General features: G+C 65.6%; 20 protein-coding genes. 9 read left to right on the forward strand and 11 right to left on the reverse strand.

From position 1 onward, the window contains the following. The first annotated feature begins 140 nt into the window (after positions 1-140). Both ACTIFJ_RS06760 and ACTIFJ_RS06765 read left to right on the forward strand, forming a co-directional pair. On the forward strand, positions 141-1,748 hold the full coding sequence (locus tag ACTIFJ_RS06760) for a phosphoenolpyruvate carboxykinase (RefSeq protein ID WP_439533353.1): 1,608 nt from the start codon (positions 141-143) through the stop codon (positions 1,746-1,748). A 192-nt stretch (positions 1,749-1,940) separates the two neighbouring features. Further along, on the forward strand, positions 1,941-3,932 hold the full coding sequence (locus tag ACTIFJ_RS06765; RefSeq protein WP_439533334.1) for a DUF2075 domain-containing protein: 1,992 nt from the start codon (positions 1,941-1,943) through the stop codon (positions 3,930-3,932). A gap of 161 nt (positions 3,933-4,093) precedes the next feature. Here ACTIFJ_RS06765 and ACTIFJ_RS06770 read toward each other — a convergent pair whose 3' ends face one another. The 7 genes from ACTIFJ_RS06770 to rpsD all read right to left on the reverse strand — a co-directional run bounded on the left by ACTIFJ_RS06770 (position 4,094) and on the right by rpsD (position 11,847). Then, positions 4,094-4,846, reverse strand: coding sequence for a phosphoadenylyl-sulfate reductase (locus ACTIFJ_RS06770; protein WP_439533335.1), 753 nt, complete (start codon positions 4,844-4,846; stop codon positions 4,094-4,096). Continuing rightward, positions 4,839-5,351 carry a DUF934 domain-containing protein gene (locus ACTIFJ_RS06775; RefSeq protein ID WP_439533336.1) on the reverse strand — a complete coding sequence of 171 codons (513 nt, stop codon included), beginning with the start codon at positions 5,349-5,351 and terminating at the stop codon, positions 4,839-4,841. Before ACTIFJ_RS06775 ends, ACTIFJ_RS06770 begins: the two co-directional genes overlap by 8 nt. Beyond that, a complete protein-coding gene (locus ACTIFJ_RS06780) occupies positions 5,344-6,975 on the reverse strand; it encodes a nitrite/sulfite reductase (protein WP_439533337.1) in 1,632 nt (543 codons plus the stop codon). Before ACTIFJ_RS06780 ends, ACTIFJ_RS06775 begins: the two co-directional genes overlap by 8 nt. A 17-nt stretch (positions 6,976-6,992) precedes the next feature. Beyond that, on the reverse strand, positions 6,993-7,283 hold the full coding sequence (locus ACTIFJ_RS06785) for a DUF2849 domain-containing protein (protein WP_439533338.1): 291 nt from the start codon (positions 7,281-7,283) through the stop codon (positions 6,993-6,995). Continuing rightward, complete coding sequence (gene cobA, locus ACTIFJ_RS06790; protein ID WP_439533339.1) at positions 7,268-8,062, reverse strand: uroporphyrinogen-III C-methyltransferase; 795 nt, start codon at positions 8,060-8,062, stop codon at positions 7,268-7,270. The genes ACTIFJ_RS06785 and cobA overlap by 16 nt, the downstream gene beginning before the upstream one ends. Positions 8,063-8,142: 80 nt before the next feature. Further along, positions 8,143-10,785, reverse strand: coding sequence for an Rne/Rng family ribonuclease (locus ACTIFJ_RS06795; protein WP_439533340.1), 2,643 nt, complete (start codon positions 10,783-10,785; stop codon positions 8,143-8,145). A 450-nt stretch (positions 10,786-11,235) separates the two neighbouring features. After that, positions 11,236-11,847 (reverse strand): 30S ribosomal protein S4, encoded by a 612-nt coding sequence (rpsD, locus tag ACTIFJ_RS06800; RefSeq protein ID WP_439533341.1) that lies wholly within the window; start codon positions 11,845-11,847, stop codon positions 11,236-11,238. A 264-nt stretch (positions 11,848-12,111) separates the two neighbouring features. Here rpsD and rpoZ point away from each other — a divergent pair, with 264 nt between their 5' ends. After that, positions 12,112-12,453: a DNA-directed RNA polymerase subunit omega gene (rpoZ, locus tag ACTIFJ_RS06805; protein ID WP_439533342.1), complete on the forward strand. Its 342-nt coding sequence runs from the start codon at positions 12,112-12,114 to the stop codon at positions 12,451-12,453. A gap of 4 nt (positions 12,454-12,457) precedes the next feature. Here the strand turns inward: rpoZ and ACTIFJ_RS06810 are convergent, their stop codons facing one another. Continuing rightward, positions 12,458-12,892, reverse strand: coding sequence for an AprI/Inh family metalloprotease inhibitor (locus ACTIFJ_RS06810; protein ID WP_439533343.1), 435 nt, complete (start codon positions 12,890-12,892; stop codon positions 12,458-12,460). Between the two features lie 74 nt (positions 12,893-12,966). Here ACTIFJ_RS06810 and ACTIFJ_RS06815 point away from each other — a divergent pair, with 74 nt between their 5' ends. From ACTIFJ_RS06815 to lepB, 5 genes are read left to right on the forward strand one after another with little or no spacing between them, the layout of a single operon-like run. Further along, positions 12,967-15,075, forward strand: coding sequence for a RelA/SpoT family protein (locus tag ACTIFJ_RS06815; protein WP_439533344.1), 2,109 nt, complete (start codon positions 12,967-12,969; stop codon positions 15,073-15,075). A gap of 50 nt (positions 15,076-15,125) precedes the next feature. Further along, positions 15,126-15,707 (forward strand): orotate phosphoribosyltransferase, encoded by a 582-nt coding sequence (gene pyrE / locus ACTIFJ_RS06820; protein ID WP_439533354.1) that lies wholly within the window; start codon positions 15,126-15,128, stop codon positions 15,705-15,707. Further along, positions 15,704-16,447, forward strand: coding sequence for a pyridoxine 5'-phosphate synthase (locus ACTIFJ_RS06825; protein ID WP_439533345.1), 744 nt, complete (start codon positions 15,704-15,706; stop codon positions 16,445-16,447). The genes pyrE and ACTIFJ_RS06825 overlap by 4 nt, the downstream gene beginning before the upstream one ends. Next, positions 16,444-16,866, forward strand: coding sequence for a holo-ACP synthase (gene acpS, locus ACTIFJ_RS06830; protein ID WP_439533346.1), 423 nt, complete (start codon positions 16,444-16,446; stop codon positions 16,864-16,866). The genes ACTIFJ_RS06825 and acpS overlap by 4 nt, the downstream gene beginning before the upstream one ends. Further along, complete coding sequence (gene lepB, locus ACTIFJ_RS06835; RefSeq protein ID WP_439533347.1) at positions 16,863-17,681, forward strand: signal peptidase I; 819 nt, start codon at positions 16,863-16,865, stop codon at positions 17,679-17,681. The genes acpS and lepB overlap by 4 nt, the downstream gene beginning before the upstream one ends. A gap of 57 nt (positions 17,682-17,738) precedes the next feature. Here the strand turns inward: lepB and ACTIFJ_RS06840 are convergent, their stop codons facing one another. The 3 genes from ACTIFJ_RS06840 to ACTIFJ_RS06850 form a co-directional block, all read right to left on the reverse strand. Further along, positions 17,739-18,254, reverse strand: coding sequence for an FKBP-type peptidyl-prolyl cis-trans isomerase (locus ACTIFJ_RS06840; protein ID WP_439533348.1), 516 nt, complete (start codon positions 18,252-18,254; stop codon positions 17,739-17,741). Between the two features lie 65 nt (positions 18,255-18,319). After that, on the reverse strand, positions 18,320-18,526 hold the full coding sequence (rpsU, locus tag ACTIFJ_RS06845) for a 30S ribosomal protein S21 (protein WP_439533349.1): 207 nt from the start codon (positions 18,524-18,526) through the stop codon (positions 18,320-18,322). Between the two features lie 153 nt (positions 18,527-18,679). Then, the gene (locus tag ACTIFJ_RS06850; protein WP_439533350.1) at positions 18,680-20,185 is read right to left on the reverse strand and encodes an aldehyde dehydrogenase family protein; all 1,506 of its coding nucleotides are present in this window, start codon (positions 20,183-20,185) and stop codon (positions 18,680-18,682) included. Positions 20,186-20,341: 156 nt separating this feature from the next. On the opposite strand from ACTIFJ_RS06850, the gene ACTIFJ_RS06855 reads away from it, so the two are divergent. Continuing rightward, a partial coding sequence (locus tag ACTIFJ_RS06855) for a hypothetical protein (RefSeq protein ID WP_439533351.1) occupies positions 20,342-20,659 on the forward strand: 318 nt, incomplete at its 3' end.

The raw sequence follows: 20,659 nt of genomic DNA on the forward strand, positions 1-20,659 counted from the left end.
GGCGCGCCGTCGCCCGCCGCCCGATTTGGCCCATGGGTTTTGACGGGAAGGCAGTGACTGGCTATGCGCCCTTGAGAATCATGTGCGGCTTCGAGGCCGCCCTGCGTAACGGGAAGGATTGCCGCGTGGCCACAGTCGAGATTTCAGGAACCCCTTCGAGCTTCACCCTGGCTGACAGTGGCTACCCGACCCAGGCCCGCCAGTTCTGGAATCTCGGCACGGCGCCGCTGGTGGAGCTCGCCGTCGAGCGCCACGAGGGGCTTCTGAGCAAGCATGGCGCGCTCGTCGTGGAGACCGGCAAGCACACCGGCCGCAGCGCCAAGGACAAGTTCATCGTCCGCGATGCCAAGACCGAGGACGCGATCTGGTGGGGGAACACCAACAAGTCGATGACGCCCGAGCAGTTCGCCGCGCTGAAGGCCGATTTCGCCGCCGCGCTGGCTGAGAAGGACACGCTGTTCGTCCAGGACCTGTTCGGCGGCTCGCAGGAACAGCACCGCGTCAAGGTCCGTGTCATCACCGAAAAGGCCTGGCACAGCCTGTTCATCCGGACGCTGCTGGTTCGTCCGGAACTTGCCGAGCTGGCGGCGTTCGTCCCCGACTACACGATCATCGACCTGCCTAGCTTCAAGGCTGACCCGGCACGCCACGGCTGCCGCACCGAAACGGTGGTTGGCGTCGATTTCGAAGGCAAGACGATCCTGATCGGCGGCACCGCCTATGCCGGCGAGATGAAGAAGAGCGTCTTCTCGATCCTCAATTATCTGCTGCCGATGTCCGGCGTAATGCCGATGCACTGCTCGGCCAACATCGGCCCCAACGGCGACACCGCGGTGTTCTTCGGCCTGTCCGGCACCGGCAAGACGACATTGTCCGCCGACGCCAGCCGCACGCTGATCGGCGACGACGAGCATGGCTGGTCCGATACCGCCGTCTTCAACTTCGAAGGCGGCTGCTATGCCAAGGTGATCCGCCTGAGCGCCGAGGCCGAACCCGAGATCTTCGCCACCACCCAGCGCTTCGGTACGGTGCTTGAGAATGTGGTCATCGATCCGGTGACGCGCGAGATCGACCTCGACGATAACCGGCTCGCCGAAAACAGCCGCGGTTCGTATCCGATCGACTTCATCCCCAACGCCAGCGCCGAGAACCTCGGCCCGGTGCCGAAGAACATCATCATGCTGACCGCCGATGCCTTCGGCGTTCTGCCCCCGATCTCCAAGCTGACGCCCGAGCAGGCCATGTACCACTTCCTGTCGGGCTATACGGCGCGCGTGGCGGGCACCGAGATCGGCGTCACCGAGCCGGAAGCGACGTTCAGCACCTGCTTCGGCGCGCCGTTCATGCCGCGCCACCCGAGCATCTACGGCAATCTGCTGAAGGAGCGGATCGCCAAGGGCGGCGTCGATGTATGGCTGGTCAACACCGGCTGGACCGGCGGCGGCGCCGGCACCGGCGACACCGGCAGCCGCATGCCGATCAAGGCCACCCGCGCGCTGCTCAACGCGGCGCTGGACGGCTCATTGCGCAATGCGGAATTCCGCACCGACGAGAATTTTGGTTTCCAGGTGCCCGTCGCAGTGCCGGGCGTCGATGCCAAGATCCTCAACCCCCGCGAAACCTGGCCCGACAAGGCAGCCTATGACGCCCGCGCTGCCGCGCTGGTGGGGATGTTCATCGAGAATTTTGCGCAGTTCGAGGCGCATGTCGATGCCGCCGTGCGGGAAAGCGCGCCGAAGGCGGCGTAGGCACGACGCGGGCGGCGGGGCCCTTCCCCGCCGGCCCGTCCGATGAGCGCCACGGGCTTCACCCGAGGCGTTTTTCTTGAATGAGAGCGTCCGGCGGGGCAGGGGGTTAGCCCTCTACCCGTTGTTCATTAATCAGTGTCCAATTCGTAAACGTTTCTTGCGTGTCATCTGGTCACCTGGCACGCATTGAAGATGCAGCGCGCCTATTATCATGCATCGGGGTGTGAATTCGCCGCTGCGCATCCGGACCAGATTCTCGGGGCACTCACACGATCCCTGCCCTTTCCGGTCGAGCCGTCACAGCGGTTGGCATGGCAATATGAAATTGTTCATCTGCAAGAGGTTGGCGCCGCGCTTCCCGACGCCCACATGTTTTTGGAGTTCGCGATCCCGCGCATGGGCCGGCGCGCCGATGCCGTTATTATCGCCGGTGGGCTCGTTTTTGTTATCGAATACAAGATCGGCGAGCGCCTATTCCCCCGTTATGCGATCGAACAAGTGCATGGCTATGCGCTGGACCTGAAGAATTTTCACGCCAGTTCGCACGACAAGGCGATTATTCCGTTGCTCGTTTCTACAGAGGCGCCACCGCAACAACTCGGTCTAGGGCTCTGGGCACCCGACCGTGTTCACAGCCCGATTTCGCTCAATCCGGGCGATATGCTCCCAACAATCCGTCAGATGCTTGCCACTGGCGATACCGCAAGGCTTGATCCATTGGATTGGGCCGCTGGCGCGTATCGCCCGACACCGAACATCATTGAAGCGGCGGAAGCGCTGTATCGAGGCCATGAGGTGGCCGAGATATCCCGATCGGAGGCGGGTTCGGAAAATCTGACGCGCACGGCCGCGGCCATCGAAGCGATTGTTGATCGCATGAAAGAGCAAGGAGGCAAGGCCATTTGCTTCGTCACCGGCGTGCCGGGCGCCGGCAAGACGCTTGCGGGCCTCAATATCGCCTGCGGCCGCATGGCCAAGGATATTGGAGAAGATGCCACCTTCCTGTCCGGCAACGGGCCCTTGGTCGATGTGCTGCGCGAAGCGCTGAAGCGGGATCTTCGCGCGCGCGAGGGCCGCCCCACGGCGGGTAATAGCGATGCTCGCCATCTGGCCGAGCGATCACCCGACAAATTCGTCCAGAACGTCCATCACTTTCGCGATCAATATCTGATCGATCATTTACCATCCGAACATGTCGTCGTTTTTGACGAAGCGCAGCGCGCCTGGGACCGTAAACAGACAGCCAATTTCATGCAGAAGAAGCGTGGCCAGCCCGGGTTCGACATGTCGGAGCCGGCCTTTCTGCTGTCGGTCATGGACCGTCATGAGCGTTGGTGCGTGGTGGTGTGCCTGATTGGCGAAGGACAGGAAATCAATCGCGGAGAAGCTGGCATTGCGGAATGGATCCGGGCGCTTCAGGGCGATCTTCGGCACTGGGACGTACATTTGCCGCCCCATCTTCTTGCTGATGGCGCCCTCGACGCCGGACTACGTTGGCATCTTCAACAGCGAGTCGCAGCGCCAGACCCGACGCTTCATCTCTCGGTCTGCGTACGCTCATTTCGCGCGGAATCAGTTTCGGCTTTTGTTGCTGCTTTGCTCGGAAATGATGCCGAGATCGCACGCCGCGCGATGCCGTCCAGCCATTCGTTTCCCCTTTTTCGCACGCGCGATCTGGCCGCCGCACGGGCCTGGCTGCGGTCCCGTCGCCGTGCCACCGAGCGCTCCGGCTTGCTCGCATCCTCAAACGCCCTGCGGCTCAAGCCTGAAGGCCTGTATGTCAAGGCTGATGTGGACGTCTGCAACTGGTTCCTGAACGGTGTCGACGACGTTCGATCGTCGAGCGCGCTTGAAGATGCGGCGACTGAATTTGATGTTCAGGGGCTGGAGCTGGACTGGACCTGCGTTGCCTGGGATCTCAACCTTCGTCGCACGCATGGCTGGGAAGCGCGCGAATTCCGCGGCACGCGATGGACGGCGATCCATGATGTCGGTGGCGGCCTCGGCCGTGCCGACTATGTGCGCAATGCCTATCGCGTGCTGCTGACACGCGCGCGTCAGGGAATGGTCATTTTTGTGCCGCGAGGGGACGATGCGGACGCGACCAGGCCGCCGACTGACTATGACGCCATCAACAATTGGCTAGGAGAGTGCGGAATTCCCGATTTGGGGCCCGGGGCCTGAGGCCCCGGCCGCCGGAGGTTTTCTGCTCTAAACAAAACAGCGGTCGCGGCAAAGCCGCGCCCTGGCGCCGGACGGGTTCGGTTGGCCGCGGGCCAACCGCCCCGCCGGCCGGGCTTGCGCGAGTCCGACGATAGCTTTGCTATCGTCACGCCGCGCTGCGCCTAAAACGCTGGGTCGTGGATCCCGCACTCGGTCTTGTCCCAGCCGCGCCAGCGGCCGGCGCGGGGGTCTTCGCCGGGTTGAACCTGGCTGGTGCAGGGGACGCAGCCGATGCTCGGATAGCCCTGCGCCTCGAGCGGGTGACGAGGGAGATCGCGGGCGGTGAACTGCTCGTTGATCATCTCGCGCGTCCAGTCGGCGAGCGGGTTGATCTTGAGGCGGCCGACGGCATCGTCGGTATCGATCTCGAAACGGGGCAGCGCGCCGCGGCCGAGTTGAAAGCCCTTGCGGCCCGACAGCCAGGCGTTGAACGGCAGCAGGGCGCGGCGCAGGGGCTCGACCTTGCGGATGTCGCAGCAGCCGTCCGGATCATAGCTCCAGCGCAGCGACTTGTTGTCCTTGTCGGCGATAATGCGCGGATCGGGGCGGAAGACGCGCAGATCGGTAAAGCCAAGGCGCTCGACCAGTTCGTCGCCATAGGCGAGGGTTTCGCCGAAGATCTTCTGGGTATTGACGAAGATGACCGGCACGTCCTTGCTGACTTGGGCCACCATGTCCAGCAGCACAGCCGATTCGGTGCCGAACGACGAGACGGCGGCGACCCGGCCGGCGAGCTCGCCGGTGAGCAGGTCGGCCAGCATCTCGGCGGTGGAGACGCCTGCATATTTCGCCGTCAGCCGCGCCACGTCCGCCTCGGTGAAGGCGGGCGCGGGCTCGATGATATCGCGGGCAGAGACGGCGGCGGGCTCAGCCATGGCGCAGGGCCCAAGCGGGCTTCAAGCCATCCGACGACTTCATATAGACATGGGGATAGCGGGCAAGCGCACGCTCGATGACGCCGGTGTCGAGCGCGCGATCCGGCACAAAGCTGTCAAAGCCGATGCGGCGCAGGAACAGCATCTGATCTTCATTGATATCGCCGGCCGCGCGCAGTTCGCCCACATAGCCATGCTCGCGCAGGATGCGTGCCGACGAATAACCGCGGCCATCCCGAAAGCGCGGAAAGCTGACCTCGACGAGACGCAGTCGCGACAGATGCGGCAGCAACGCGCGGGCATCATCGGCGGGGTCGAGCCGCACGGCGCCGGCGTTGGAGCTGGCGAGGAAATCGGCGAGGCTGACCAGCGGGCCGTCATCGGGCGCGTCGCTGCGGTAGCGGAGCCGGGCCGGAGCGTCATCGAGCACCGGGGCCGGGGCGCCGCCGACGGCGACCTGGTCCTGGACGTCGCGCGATGCGGCCGTATTGTCGGGATCAGCCATAGACGGCCTCCTTGAAGGTCTGGGCGCCGAGGCGGCGATAGGTGTCGAGGAAACGCTCGGACGGGCTCGTCCGCACGTCGAGATAATGGGCGACGAGCTTCTCCACGGCCTTGACGATGCCGTTCTCGTCGAAGCCCGGGCCGAGGATCTTGGCCAGCGTCGTGTCTTCGGCGCCTGAGCCGCCGAGCAGCAGCTGGTAGTTTTCCTCGCCCTTACGGTCCACGCCGAGGATGCCGATGTGGCCGGCGTGGTGATGGCCGCAGCCGTTGATGCAGCCCGAGACCTTGATCTTCAGCTCGCCGATATCGAGCTCGCGCGGCGCCAGCTTCTCGGCGATGGTCTGGGCGACGGGGATCGAACGGGCATTGGCCAGCGTGCAATAATCAAGGCCCGGGCAGGAAATGACATCCGACGCCAGGTCGAGATTGGCCGAGGCCAGGCCGGCGCCCTTGAGCGCCTGCCAGAGGCCGAACAGCGCATCCTTGCGGACATGCGGCAGCACCAGGTTCTGGCTATGGGTGACTCGGATCTCGTCCCCGCCATGCTGCTCGGCGAGATCGGCAATCAGGTCCATCTGCGCCGAGGAGGCATCGCCGGGGATGCCGCCGACCGGCTTCAGGCTGATGGTGACGATGATATGGCCGGGGACCTTGTGCGGATGGGTGTTCTGGCGCACCCAGGCGGCGAAATCCTCGTTCGACAGGTCGAGGCTGTCCGGCGCCGAGGCATCAAGCGCCGGATCGGGAAACTGGGCAATGATCCGATCGAGCTCAGCTTTCGGCGCATCGATGCCGAGCGGCTTCAGATGGGCGAACTCCTCCTCGACCTGGCGGGTGAACTCCTCCGCGCCGAGCTCGGAAACGAGGATCTTGATCCGCGCCTTGTAGATGTTGTCCCGACGGCCGTGGCGATTGTAGACGCGCAGGATGGCTTCCATATAGCTCAGATAATCGGCCATCGGCAGCCATTCACGGATCAGCGGGGCGATGATCGGGGTGCGGCCCATACCGCCGCCGACATAGACCTTGAAGCCGAGCTCGCCGGCATCGCCCTTGATGAGCTGGAGGCCGATGTCGTGCAACTTCATTGCCGCACGGTCGGTATCCGACGCGATAACGGCAATCTTGAACTTGCGCGGCAGAAAGCTGAACTCGGGGTGCAGCGTCGACCACTGCCGCAGCAGTTCGGCATAGGGACGCGGATCGCCGACTTCATCGGCAGCCGCCCCGGCGAACTGATCCGACGAGATGTTGCGGATGCAGTTGCCGCTGGTCTGAAAGGCATGCATCTCGACCTTGGCGAGGTCGGCCAACAGGTCCGGCGTCTCGTCGAGCTTGATCCAGTTGTACTGGATATTCTGGCGCGTGGTGAAATGGCCATAGTCCCGGTCATAGCGGCGGGCGATATGAGCCAGCATCCGCATCTGAGCCGACGACAGCGTGCCATAGGGAATGGCAACGCGGATCATATAGGCATGAAGCTGCAGATAGATGCCGTTCATCAGCCGCAAGGGCTTGAAATCATCCTCGGGGATGTCGCCGGCGAGGCGACGGGCGACCTGATCGCGGAACTCGTCGACGCGGGCGTCGACAATGGCCTGATCAATGGCGTCATAACGATACATAGGTCAGATCTCGCTTATCAGATCTCGAGGGGAGACAGGCTGGGGCGGGCGAAGTCCGGCCGCACACTGGGGCCGACGGCGCGCACACGCTCGCGGGTGGACGTCGGCCGCAGACCGGCATCGGTGAACGTGACCTCGACAGGAACGAGATCGCTGATCCGCTCGGCCGGCTGGAATTGGGCGACCAGTGCCTCGGCCTCGGCCTTTTCCATGGTGGCGGCGTCACGCAGGTGAAGGCTCCAGTCGGCGCCATCCCACCACAGCACGTCGCCGGTTTCCAGGCGGTTTCCAGTCAGGACAAAGGGCATGGTACGGCCTCGACGAGTTGATGGAGAACAGTGTCAGGCACGCCCAGCGTAGCGACGTGACCGATGACGATGAGCGCCGGGGACTCGACCTTGGCGCGCGCGATGATGCCGCCAAGATCGGCGAGCAATGTGCGGAACAGCCGCTGGTCGTCGCGCGTAGCGCGCTCGATCACCGCGACGGGCGTCTCGGGCGTAAGGCCATCTGCCATCAGCTTCTCGGCGATCTGGTGGGCGCCCGAAAGCCCCATGTAAATGACCAGCGTACGGCCGGGGCCAGCAAGACCCACCCAGTTCTGCTCGGCGAGGCCGCGGCATTCACCCGCCACAAAGCTGACGATCGACGCGTGATCCCGGTGCGTCAGCGGCATCTGCACAGCGGCGGCGGCGCCCTGTGCCGACGAGATGCCGGGGATGACGTCGACCGGCACACCGGCAGCTCGGCAGGCATCGACCTCCTCGCCGCCGCGTCCGAAGATAAAAGGGTCCCCGCCCTTGAGCCGGACAACGACATGCCCTGCGAGGGCCTCGGCCACCAGCAGGTCGCCGATCGCCGGCTGCGAAAGGGTATGACGGGCCCGCCGCTTGGCAACCGAAATGCGGCGCGCATCCGCTGGCAGCAGCGCCATGATCTCGTCGCTGACCAGACCGTCATGAATTACGACATCGGCCGAAGCCAGTGCGCGCGCGGCGCGCAGCGTCAACAGGTCGACGGCGCCAGGACCGGCGCCGACCAGCACAACCCGGCCGGCGCATGCGAAAGGAATCAGATGATCGGACATGCGGCCTTGTAGGCCGAGCCGGTCACCAGCGGGCGCAAGCTTTTCTTTGCGCTCCGCTAGTGACCGTTTCAATGCCGACGTCAGCCGAAGGTGCGCTGCCACCAACCCTTGCGCGGCGACGCGGGCGGGCTGGCCCGTTCGGCCGAGGCCGGTGCAGCCTCGGTGTCAGCAGCGTCAGAAGACACTGACTCGACCGGCGTTTCCTTGGGCTTGCGGGCACGGCTGGGCTTGGCCGCAGGCTCGGCCGCCGGTGCCGGATCGGCCTTGGCCTTGCGGCGCGGGGCGGGCTTGGACGTTTCCTCGGACGCCGGCTTGGTGGCCTTGGCCGAAGGCTTCGCGGCCGGCTTGGCCGGTGCAGTCACCTCGGCCTCGGCGACCACCTCGGGCTCGGCCGCAACATCGGCCTTGCGACGACGGCTGCGCGGCTTCGGCGCCGGAGTCTCCGCTTCCTCGGCCGGCAGCTCGACCGGCGCCGGTTCTGCAAGGATAGCCTCGACGGCCGCCTCGACGGTTGCCTCTTCGGTCACGGCCGGCGCCGCGCGCCGGCGGCGGGAGCGTGCGGGCTTGGCGGCCGAAGTTTCGGCCTCGACCGCCACAGGAACAGCTTCGGCCCCCGCTTCGTCAGCCGCATCACCGGATTCGGCCATAGCGCCGTCCTCACGCGCCGGACGGCCCTTGCCACGGCGACCACGGCGGCGACGCTTGCGGTCACCGCGCTCGGACGCGCCATTGTCGGCGCCGGCCTCGGCGGGTGCCCTGTCACCATCCTCTGCCACCGCCGGCTCGGCACCGGCAGCATGGTCGGGATCGGCAACCGGTTCGCCTTCGCCCGCTTGCGACTCTTGGCCGCCATCGGCCGGATCGCGCTCACGCCGCCGGCGACGGCCACGACCGCCCCGTCTGTCGTCGCGCCGGTCATCGCGCTTCTCGTCGCGTCGGCCGTCCCGGCGCCCTTCGGTCCGCTCCTCGCCGTCATCGCGATCATCATCGCCGTCTTCATCGTCTTCGCTGGCGAGATCGTCAGGATCGTCTTCTATGCGGACCAGCGCCGGCAGCGCCGCCATCTCCACCTTCTTGCTCGGTGGCGGGCCGGCTGAATCGATGACGAAGTTCGGGCCAATCAGATCATCATCGGGCACGGTATGGATCGAGACGCCGTACAGCTCCTCCAGCTCCGCAAGCTCGATGCGCTTCTTGTTGAGCACATAAACGGCGACCGCTTCGCTGGCACGCAGCGTGAAGTCGCTGGCGCGGCCGCGCAGGGCCTCGGCCTCAAGCGCCCGCAGGGCCGCCAGAGCGGCCGACGACACCGAACGCACCATGCCGGTGCCCTCGCACATCGGGCAGATATGGGTACTGGCCTCGAGCACGCCGGTGCGCAGGCGCTGGCGGCTCATCTCCATCAGGCCGAAGCTGGAGATACGGCCGATCTGGACACGGGCCCGGTCGTTCTTCATCGCCTCCTTCATGGCGCGCTCGACCTTGCGGGTGTTCGAGCTGTTTTCCATGTCGATGAAATCGATGACGACGAGCCCAGCCATGTCGCGCAGTCGCAGCTGGCGGCCGATTTCCTCGGCGGCTTCGAGGTTGGTCTTGGTGGCGGTTTCCTCGATGCCATGTTCGCGCGTCGAGCGGCCCGAGTTGATGTCGATCGAGACGAGCGCCTCGGTGGGGTTGATGACGATGTAACCGCCGGACTTCAGCTGGACAACGGGCTGATACATGCCCTCGAGCTGTTGCTCGACGCCGAAGCGCTGGAACAGCGGCACATTGTCCTGATATTCGACGACCTTGGCGGTGTGCGCCGGCATCAGCATCGACATGAACCGCGATGCCGCCTCATGGCCTTCGCGGCCCTCGACCAGAATCTGTTCGATGTTGCGGTTATAGACATCGCGGATGGCACGCTTGATCAGGTCCGAATCCTGGTGGATCAGCGCCGGGGCCATGCTCGACAGAGTCTTTTCGCGGATCTCGTCCCAGAGCCGGGTCAGATAGTCGAAATCGCGGCGGATATCGGCAGCCGAGCGCTTGAGGCCCGCGGTGCGGACGATGGCGCCCATGCCCTGCGGCAGCCGCAGGTCGGCCATGATCGTCTTCAGGCGCTTGCGGTCAGCCGGATTGGCGATCTTGCGGCTGATGCCGCCGCCATGCGCGGTGTTAGGCATCAGCACGCAGTAGCGGCCAGCGAGGCTCAGATAGGTTGTCAATGCCGCCCCTTTGGAGCCGCGCTCTTCCTTGACGACCTGGATCAGCAGCACCTGGCGGCGGCGGATGACCTCCTGGATCTTGTAGCGGCGGCGAAGCGACTGGCGCTTGCGGCGCAGGACGTCCGAAGGCTCGTCCTGCTGGCCGCCGGTCTCGGCAACCTCATCGCCGTCGTCGTCCTCGGGCTCGTCGCGGTCCCCATCCCGGTCGGTATCATGCTCGGCAGCGGCTTCGGCTTCCTCGCGCAGCAGCGCCTCGCGGTCCTCGCGGGGGATCTGATAATAGTCCGGGTGGATTTCCGAGAAGGCGAGAAAGCCGTGGCGATTGCCGCCATATTCGATGAAGGCGGCCTGAAGGCTGGGCTCGACCCGCGTTACTTTGGCGAGATAGATATTGCCCTTGAGCTGCTTGCGATCGGCAGCTTCAAAGTCGAATTCCTCGATACGGGGACCGTTGACGACCGCGACCCGGGTCTCCTCCGGGTGGCGGGCATCGATCAACATGCGTAGGGACATCTGGATACTCCATGGCGCTCAGCCCACGCCTGCGGAGCAGGAACGGGGCGCGCAAATTGTGACCGGACGCGACATGCAGGACCGGCAGGATAGGGGGTATAAACATCTGGGCGGAGCGGACCGGCACACAGGCTGACATCCGGCTCGCCACAAGACCCTGTCTTGCGGCACGACCGGCCTGGCAAATTCCTGCTGCGTGCATCCAGCCCCTCAAGTTCTTCATGGCCCGATCATGATGAGACCAGGCATGCCGGGCGCCAACGGTCAAACATCGCCAAATCGGCAACAGGACATTGGCACACGACAGGCAGCGGGCATGCCGCTGTTCCGGCATAGCTAGCAGCGCTGCCCCCGGCCGGCAAGGGGGCGTGCTTGCCTGCGTCATCGACGCCAGACAAACGAACGGCGGCAAACCCGAAGATTCGCCGCCGCGCGTTGCTTGCCGATGACTTAGCGGCTGTAGAATTCGACGACCAGGTTCGGCTCCATCTTAACCGGATAGGGCACTTCGTCGAGCGTCGGCACACGCACATAGGTCGCCTTGGGGCCGTCGATGCTGACATATTCGGGCACGTCGCGCTCGGTCAGCTGCTGGGCCTCGAGGATCAGCGCCATTTCCTTGGCCTTGGCGCCGAGCTCGACGACATCGCCGGGCTTGATCTTGGCCGAGCCGATGTTCAGCCGGCGACCGTTGACCAGGATGTGACCATGGTTGACGATCTGGCGGGCGGAAAAGACCGTCGGTGCGAACTTGGCGCGATAGACAACCATGTCGAGGCGCTGCTCTAGCAGGCCGATCAGGTTCTGCGAGGTATCGCCCTTCATCCGCACCGCCTCGTCATAGACCTTGCGGAACTGCTTTTCGGTGACATCGCCGTAATAGCCCTTGAGCTTCTGCTTGGCCTTCAGCTGGATCCCGAAGTCCGACACCTTGCTCTTGCGGCGCTGGCCGTGCTGGCCGGGACCGTATTCCCGCTTGTTGACCGGCGACTTCGGCCGGCCCCAGATATTCTCGCCCATCCGGCGATCAAGCTTGTACTTCGCGCTGTGACGCTTGCTCATCTCGTGTCCAATCCGCTGCTTCAACGATAGACGGACTCGCGCCCGTCGTCTGACTACGGGCTTGCGCCCGGGACCCCGGTCTCGCACCGTCCGGCCAGATACCGGACGCGGCGCCTGCTTCACCGGGGATGCAGGGCCAATTGCGAAGCGTGCCCCCTAGCCGCCGCGTGCCCGCCGGTCAAGCCGCGGGGCAGCATAAGCTTGACTTCGGGGGCTTGCGGCGGCAGGAGAGATCGCTTCCAGACATGCCCGGAGATTTCGCCCATGGCGCGCGTTACCGTCGAGGATTGCGTCGACAAGGTTCCCAATCGTTTCGACCTCGTGCTGATCGCGGCCAATCGCGCGCGGGCCATTTCCAGCGGCGCCGAGCTGACGATCGATCGTGATAGAGACAAGAACCCGGTCGTGGCGCTGCGTGAAATCGCCGAGGAAACCGTGTCGCCGAGCTTCCTCAAGGAAGCTCTGATCGTCTCGATGCAGCGCATGGTCGCCGACGATGACGATACCCCTGATGCGATCGGCTCGCTGTCGGCGTCGGCCGAGGCGCTGCGGATCACCGCAGCCCAGCCGCCGCGCAACCAGAATCTCGGCCCCGATTACGAATAAGGCGTCAGCGCAGCCGGTCCATTTGGATCGCTGCGCCGTCTCCGGACCGCTTGCCCGTCCAGCCGGCATCGGCCGGCGCAAGCACCGCCATCGGCCTGGCATTGCGATCCAGCAGTTCGAGCGACGCCCCGGAGAGCCGCCACCGCGTCGCCGGGAACAGGCCTTCCGGGCAGTTGGCGTTCTGCCATAGGCTGAACAGGCCGGAGCCCATTGCGATATCGTCAAGCCGCACGACACAGCGGCGCCCGCCCCGCGCCAACCCCAGCCGCCATTCCCCGACCACCGCGCTGCGCTCAGGAAGCGGGGGCGTGGCAGGCGTGTCGGCAGTAAACGGCTCGGCCTCGGACGGCGTCTCGGCAGCCTCACTGGACGGGCGCCGCCGTTCGATCACCGGCAAGTTCTGCGGGGCTGCCATAGCGAGAACGAGCATCAGCAACATCATTGCAGCAAAGACCGCTGAACAAGCGCGGTCAAGAGGTTGCGCAACCCCGGTCGAGCGCCCAATATCCCATCATGTTGCGGCAGTATGAACTTGTGGAGCGGGTCAAAGCCTATGACCCGCAAGCGGACGAGGATCTGCTGAACCGCGCCTATGTGTTTTCGATGAAGGCACATGGCAGCCAGTTGCGGGCCAGCGGCGACCCCTATTTCAGCCACCCGATCGAAGTCGCCGGCATCCTCACCGACCTCAAGCTCGACTATGAAACCATTGCCACCGGCATCCTCCACGACACCATCGAGGACACGGTCGCCACGCAGGAAGAGATCGACCGGCTGTTCGGGCCGAGCATCGGACGGCTGGTCAACGGCGTGACCAAGCTGAGCCGGATCGAGACCCAGACCGACAGCGAGCGCCAGGCCGAGAACCTCCGCAAGTTCCTGCTCGCCATGTCGAACGACATCCGCGTGCTGCTGGTCAAGCTCGCCGACCGGCTGCACAACATGCGAACGCTGCATCACATCGGCAACGAGACCAAGCGCCGCCGCATCGCCCGCGAGACAATGGAAATCTATGCGCCGCTCGCCGAGCGGATCGGCATGTACGGTTTCATGGACGAACTGAACGAACTGGCCTTCCTCCATCTCGAACCCGAAGCGCATAATTCCATTGCCGCCAGGCTGGCGCAGCTGCGCGCCGGGGGCAGCGGGCGCGTCGATGCGATCGGCAAGAGCCTGCGCGCGCTGGTCAATGCCCATGGCATCCTTGCCGATGTCACCGGGCGGGAGAAGCGTCCCTATTCGATCTGGCGGAAGATGCAGGGCCGCGGCGTCAGCTTCGAGCAGTTGTCCGACGTCATCGCCTTCCGGCTGATCGTCAAGGATGAGGACAGCTGCTACCGCGCGCTCGGTGCCGTCCATGGCCGCTGGCCGATGGTGCCGGGCAAGTTCAAGGACTTCATCTCGACACCGAAGCGCAACGGCTATCGCTCGCTGCACACCACTGTCGTCTATGGCGAGAATGCCAGGATCGAAGTGCAAATCCGCACCCAGCAGATGCACGACCAGGCCGAATATGGGCTCGCCGCCCATTGGGCCTACAAGCAGGATGGCGACACGGCCGTCGCCAGCGATGCTTATCCCTGGATCAACGACCTGCTCGAAGTGTTGCAGGACGCCGCCTCGCCCGAGGAACTGCTGGAAAATGCCCGGATGGCGATGTTCCAGGACCAGGTGTTCGTGTTCACGCCCAAGGGCGCGCTCCACCAGATGCCGCGCGGCTCGACACCGGTCGATCTCGCCTATGCCGTGCACTCTGACCTTGGTGACAGCTGCGTCGGCGCCAAGGTCAATGGCCGGGTGGTGCCGCTGCGCACCGTGCTCGCCAACGGCGACCAGGTCGAAATATTACGGGGGCCCCTCGGCCACCCCGACCCGGCCTGGGAAAGTTTCGTCGCCAGTGCCAAGGCCCGCGCCGCCATCCGCCGCCATGTCCGCAACAAGGCGCAGGCCGAGGCCCAGGCGATGGGCGGCAAGCTGCTCGATTCGCTGATCAAGCGGCTCAAGGTATCGGTGGATGCCGACATGATGGCGACCGCGCTCGGCCAGTTGATGCTCCCTGACCAGGCAGCGCTCGAGCTGGCGATGGCGCGTGGCACAGTGTCCGACAGCGCGGTATCGGAGGCGCTGTTGCCCGGCTCCACCGCCGGCCAGCGGCCGCGCCGCACCAAGCGCGGCAAACCCGGTCCGGCCGCTGTGTCCATTCACGGCCTCGCCGCCGGCGTAGCCTTTGAGCTCGGGCCCTGCTGCCATCCGGTCCCGGGCGACCGTATCGTCGGCGTCCGTATCGCCGAGCGCCCGATCATGGTCCATGCCATCGACTGTCCCGAGCTCGGCCATGAAGCCGGCGAATGGCTCGATGTCAGTTGGGGCGAGGAGAGCGACGGCGCCGTCGCCCGGCTCGCCGTCGTCGTCCACAACCAGACCGGCGCACTGGCGGCGATGACCGCCGTGCTGGCCGCCCAGCGTGCCAACATCGTCAATCTCAGTCTCAAGCATCGCGACCGCGAGTTCCACACCGACATCATCGACATCGAGGTCAGCAACCTGAAGCAGCTGACCACGATCATCGCCGCACTCAACAATCTACCCGCCGTGCTGTCCGTCGAGCGCTTTCGCGGTTGACGCAGGCCGTCGCACCGCGCCTCCAACCCTGCTAGGGGCCATCCATGACCATGACCGACGCCGATATTCTCGCCGAGTTCCACGCCGCCGAGGCGCTGCTCGAAGGCCATTTCATTCTGTCCTCAGGGCGGCGCAGCCCGCGCTACCTGCAATGCGCCCGGGTATTGATGGACCCGGCGCGGGCGGCCCGGCTCGCCGAAGCGCTGGCGGCGAAGCTGCCCGCCGATATCCGGGCCGCGACCGAGGTGGTCATCGCCCCGGCCATGGGCGGGCTGATTTGTGGCCATGAGCTGGCGCGGGCGCTCGGCACGCTGTCGATGTTCGTCGAGCGCCCGACCGGCAGTTTCGAGCTTCGCCGGGGTTTCCGCCTGGCGCCGGGGCAGAAGGTGCTACTGATGGAGGATGTCGTCACCACCGGCCTGTCCAGCCGCGAGGCGATCGCCGCCGTCCGCGCTGCCGGCGGCGATGTCATCCATGCCGCCTCGCTCGTCGACCGCTCTGGCGGCACCGCCGATCTCGGCGTGCCGTTCACGCCGCTGATCCGCCTCGACGTGCCGAGCTACCCGGCCGACGCGCTCCCACCCGAGCTTGCCGCCATTCCCGCCATTAAGCCCGGAAGCCGCGTGGCATGACCAGCCCTGATCGTCGCCTGCTGCGGCTCGGCGTCAACATCGACCATGTCGCGACCATCCGCAACGCGCGCGGCGGCCTGCATCCCGATCCCGTGCGCGCTGCGATCGTCGCCGCCGAGGCCGGCGCCGACGGGCTGACCGTCCATCTGCGCGAGGATCGCCGCCACATCACCGACACCGATCTGACACGCCTCTCGGAAGCGACCGCCTTGCCGATCAACCTGGAAATGGCCGCCACCGACGAAATGCTCAATATCGCCCTGCGCGAGCGCCCGCACGCCGCCTGTATCGTGCCCGAGCGCCGCGCCGAGCGCACCACCGAAGGCGGTCTCGATGCGGCCGGCCTGCACAACAGCCTGGCCCCGATCGTACGCCAGCTGCGGGACAATGGCTCGCGCGTCAGCCTGTTCATCGCGCCCGATGCCGCGCAGCTTCACGCCGCTGCCGCGCTAGGCGCGCCGGTAGTCGAGCTGCACACCGGGCCGTACAGCCATGCCGAGGGCGCGGCTGTTGCCATCGAGCTCGAACGGCTGCAAGCGATGGCGACACTGGGCGCCCGCCTCGGCCTTGAGGTTCATGCCGGGCACGGCCTGACCTTCGACAATGTTGGTCCCGTCGCCGCGATGCCCGAAATTGCCGAACTCAACATCGGCCATTTCCTGATCGGCGAAGCCGTATTCATCGGACTGGCCGAAGCCATTCGCCAGATGCGCGCTCATATGGACGCGGCACGGGCATGATGGTGCCAACCGGGCTGGCGGTGATCGGGCTGGGCAGCGACCTGTGCAACATCGAGCGGATCGAGCGCAGCCTCGCCCGCTTCGGCCCGCGCTTCATCGCGCGAATCTTCACCGAAATCGAGCAGGCCAAGGCGGACCGTCGCTCGCTGACTCGGGCCGCCACCTATGCCAAGCGCTTCGCCGCCAAGGAGGCCTGCGCCAAAGCGCTGGGCACCGGGCTGCGCGATGGCGTGTTCATGAAAGATATGGGTGTCGTCAACCTGCCGTCGGGCGCGCCGACGCTGCACCTCACCGGCGGTGCGGCAGCAAGGCTGGCGCAAATCACCCCGCTCGGGCATAGGGCCGACATTCACCTGACGATCACCGATGACCATCCCTGGGCACAGGCAATCGTACTCATCACAGCGAGCCCCCAATGACCGAGGTCCAGACCCGCGCCGCCAAGAAGCAGACCAACTGGGCGCACGAGTTGTGGCAGCTATTCCTGCTCGTGCTGGCCGTGCTTGCCGTGCACAGCTTTGTCGCCAAGCCGTTCTTCATTCCGTCCGGCTCGATGCTGCCGACGCTCTATATCGGCGACCGGCTGATCGTCTCGAAATATCCCTATGGCTATTCCTATCTTTCGCCGTCGCTCGACGTGCTGCCGCCCATCGCCGGGCGGCTGTTCGGCCGGCTGCCCGACCGTGGCGACATCGCGGTCATCAAATCCCCGCGCGGCCATGTCGATTTCATCAAGCGCGTCATTGCGCTGCCGGGCGACACCATTCAGATGCGGAACGGGGCGCTTTGGCTCAACGGCGCCCCCGTAGAACGCACCCGCGTTTCCGATACCGAAATCCCGGTTTCGCCCAATAGCGACTGCCTGACCGTTATCGATGCCCAATATCGCACCACAAACGCCGCTGGCCAGCAGGTCTGCCGCTATCCGACCTGGCGCGAGACCCTGCCCGGCGGTCGGACCTATCTGACCCTCGATCTCGGCGAGATGCCCCAGGACAATACAGCGCCGGCAATCGTGCCCGAAGGCCATATCTTCCTGATGGGCGACAACCGCGACAATAGCCAGGACAGCCGCTTCGATCCGAGCCGCGACGGCCTCGGCATGCTGCCGATCGAAAATCTCGTCGGCCGCGCCGAGTTCATTACCTTCTCGCTCGACGGATCGACCGACTGGAACCCGCTGACCTGGTTCCCGGCGCTGCGCAGCGACCGGTACTTCATCGGGTTGAACTAGGGTCTCCGGCGGCTGGGAGCTTGGCCCTCAGACGCCGAAACCTGAGCCTGCGCTTTGTTATTCCGCAGGGCGGATGGCAAGCAGTTCGATGTCGAACTCAAGGACGGCGCCGGGTGGAATGACCCCACCAGCACCGCGGGCGCCATAGGCGAGGGCCGGCGGTACGACGAAATGATATTTGGAGCCGGTGGGCATCAATTGCACGCCCTCGGTCCAGCCGGGGATCACCTGATCGAGCGGAAAGGCAGCCGGCTCGCCGCGCTGATAGCTCGAGTCGAATACCGTGCCGTCGATCAGCTTGCCCTCATAATGAACGAGCACGACATCGCCGCGGCCCGGGCGGGGCCCGGTGCCTTCGCGAATGACGTTGTACTGCAGGCCGGAACGGGTGGTGAGGACCCCGGCGCGGGCCGCATTGTCATCAAGGAACTTCATGTCGGCAACACGCACGGCCGCGACCTGCGACTGAGTGCCCGCCCAAATGCCGAGCCCGGCCAGAAAAACGATGACGGCGCCACCGACGAGCCAGCGGCCCGCGCCGGCGGGGGTCGATTCGGTGCCAGGGGTTGCCATGGGCTCAGTCCTTGCGAGAAATGTCGTACGGTAAGCCGCAGCGTCGTGCGGCGAGGCTGTTGGCCTTACCGGACGCCGTCACGCTCAGCGCGCTTGCGCTCCAGCTTGCGGGCGCGACGAATGGCAGCGGCCTTCTCGCGGGCGCGCTTTTCGCTAGGCTTTTCATAGTGACGACGGAGCTTCATCTCGCGGTAGACGCCTTCGCGCTGCAGCTTCTTCTTGAGCGCGCGCAGCGCCTGATCGACATTGTTGTCGCGAACCACGATTTGCATGCAGCCGTTCTCTCCATTCACGTCGCCAGGGCTGGCACAGCCCCTGCGCTTGTCAAAACACCGGTGATTCCGGCAGGCAGTCCTGCCGGAGCGAAGGGCGGCGCATAGCAGAGGCGCGCCGCCACCGCAACGCCCCCCTTGCCACCCAGGCGGTCAGACCATTGCGCAGATGGTCTTCCACTCCAGATAATTGTCCATCGCCTGGCGGCCGCTATCCCGGCCCCAGCCCGATTGCTTGACGCCGCCGATGGCCAGGCTGGCATCATACATGGCATGGCAGTTGATCCACACCGTGCCGGCGCGGATATCACTGGCCATCCGGTGGGCTGCCGAGAGGCTCTCGGTCCAGACGCTGGCCGCCAGCCCATAGGCGCTGTCATTGGCGGCGGCCACCACCTCCTCCACATCGTCGAAGGGCTGCGCCACCACCACCGGCCCGAACACCTCCTCGCGGACGATCTCCATCTCCGGCCGCACACCCGTGACAACGGTCGGCGAGATGAAGGTGCCGGCATCACCGTGCCGATCGCCGCCGGTCAGCATGGTTGCTCCCTCGGCGCGGGCGCGCTGCAGAAAGCCCTCGACCCGCTCGGCGTGGCGCTGCGACACCAGTGGACCCATCTGGGTGTCCGCCGCCAGCCCATGACCCAGTTTCAGCCCGCGCGCATAGGCGGCAACGCCCTCAACCACCTGGTCATGCACCGATCGGTGCACATAGAGCCGCGATCCGGCGATGCAGACCTGGCCGCCGTTGAAGTAGATCGCATTGGCCACCCCGGGGATCGCCAGCGACAGGTCCGCATCGGCGAGCACGATCGCCGGCGACTTGCCGCCCAGTTCCAGCGTCACCCGCTTGAAGTTTGTCTTGGCCGCGTCCAGCACGGCGCGGCCGGTGGCGGTCGAACCGGTGAAGGCGATCTTGTCGACGCCCGGATGCGCCGCCAGAGTCGCGCCCGTCTCGCCGCCAAGGCCTGTGACGATATTGAGCACGCCCGCCGGCAGCCCCGCCTCGATCATCAGCTCGCCGAGCCGCAGCGCGGTCAGCGAGGTGTCCTCGGCCGGCTTCAGCACCAGCGTGCAACCCGCCGCCAGCGCCGGCGCCAGCTTCATTGCGGTCAGCACCAGCGGCGAATTCCAGGGCACAATCGCCGCGACCACGCCAACGGCCTCACGCACGGTCCAGGTCCGCATCTGCTTACCCGGTGCCTGGTAGTTGATCGAGCTCTCCAGCGTGCGGCCCTCGATCGCCATCGCCTGGCCGGCGAAGAAGCGGAACTGGTTGACCGCTCCCGGAATCTCCGCCCAGCGGCCGACGAACAGCGGCTTGCCCTGATCGAGCGATTCGAGCTCGGCCAGTTCGTCGATGTTCGCCTCGATCAGGTCCGCGATCTTCCAGAGCAGGCGGGCGCGCTCGACGGGCATTGTCGCCCGCCATCCCGGGAGCGCCCGCTCTGCTGCCGCCACCGCCGCATCGACATCGCTTGCGCTCGCCGCGGCGATACGCCCGGTCTCGATGCCGGTCGCCGGATCGAGGGCCGCAAAGCTCCCGCCGCCGGACGCCGCCTCCCACTGCCCGTCGATCAACAAGCCCTCACCCCCGGCCCGTCGGGCCAGAAAGGCCTTGGATTCGGGCTTCAGCGTGTTGAGATCAAAGCGCATGGTCTCGCCTCCGGCAAAAGCCCAGACTGGGCGAAGGGTAGCCGCTCGGCCACTGCAAGCCGCGCAATGCTCCGCACAGCGAAGAACCGCCGAAGCGCCTCTGGCAACCGTCGCCCTGCTGGCGACACTCACCCTGACCCGCCACAGGAGCCGTGCATGACCCGCGACCAGCAGATCGAAGCCGCCCTTTTTGCCTATGCCGATGCCTGGCGCCTCAACAGCGCCCCCGCCCTTATTGAACATTGGTCGGAGGCGGATTTCGCCTTCTACAAGGCCGAAGAGATCCGCAGCTTTTACACGGCCTGGGCCGACGTCCTGGCCTATTGGGCGCAAAACCAAGGGCTGCACGACGACATCCGACTGCGGCTGAAGAACCTCCGGCACATCCAGATCGCACCCGGCCGTGCGATGGTGGCGATGGACATGAACTGGGACATCCGCTTCGCCGCCGACGCCCGGCTCGCCAACGGCATG

The organism is Polymorphobacter sp. (genome assembly GCF_051860865.1).
Classification (GTDB): Bacteria; Pseudomonadota; Alphaproteobacteria; order Sphingomonadales; family Sphingomonadaceae; genus Sandarakinorhabdus.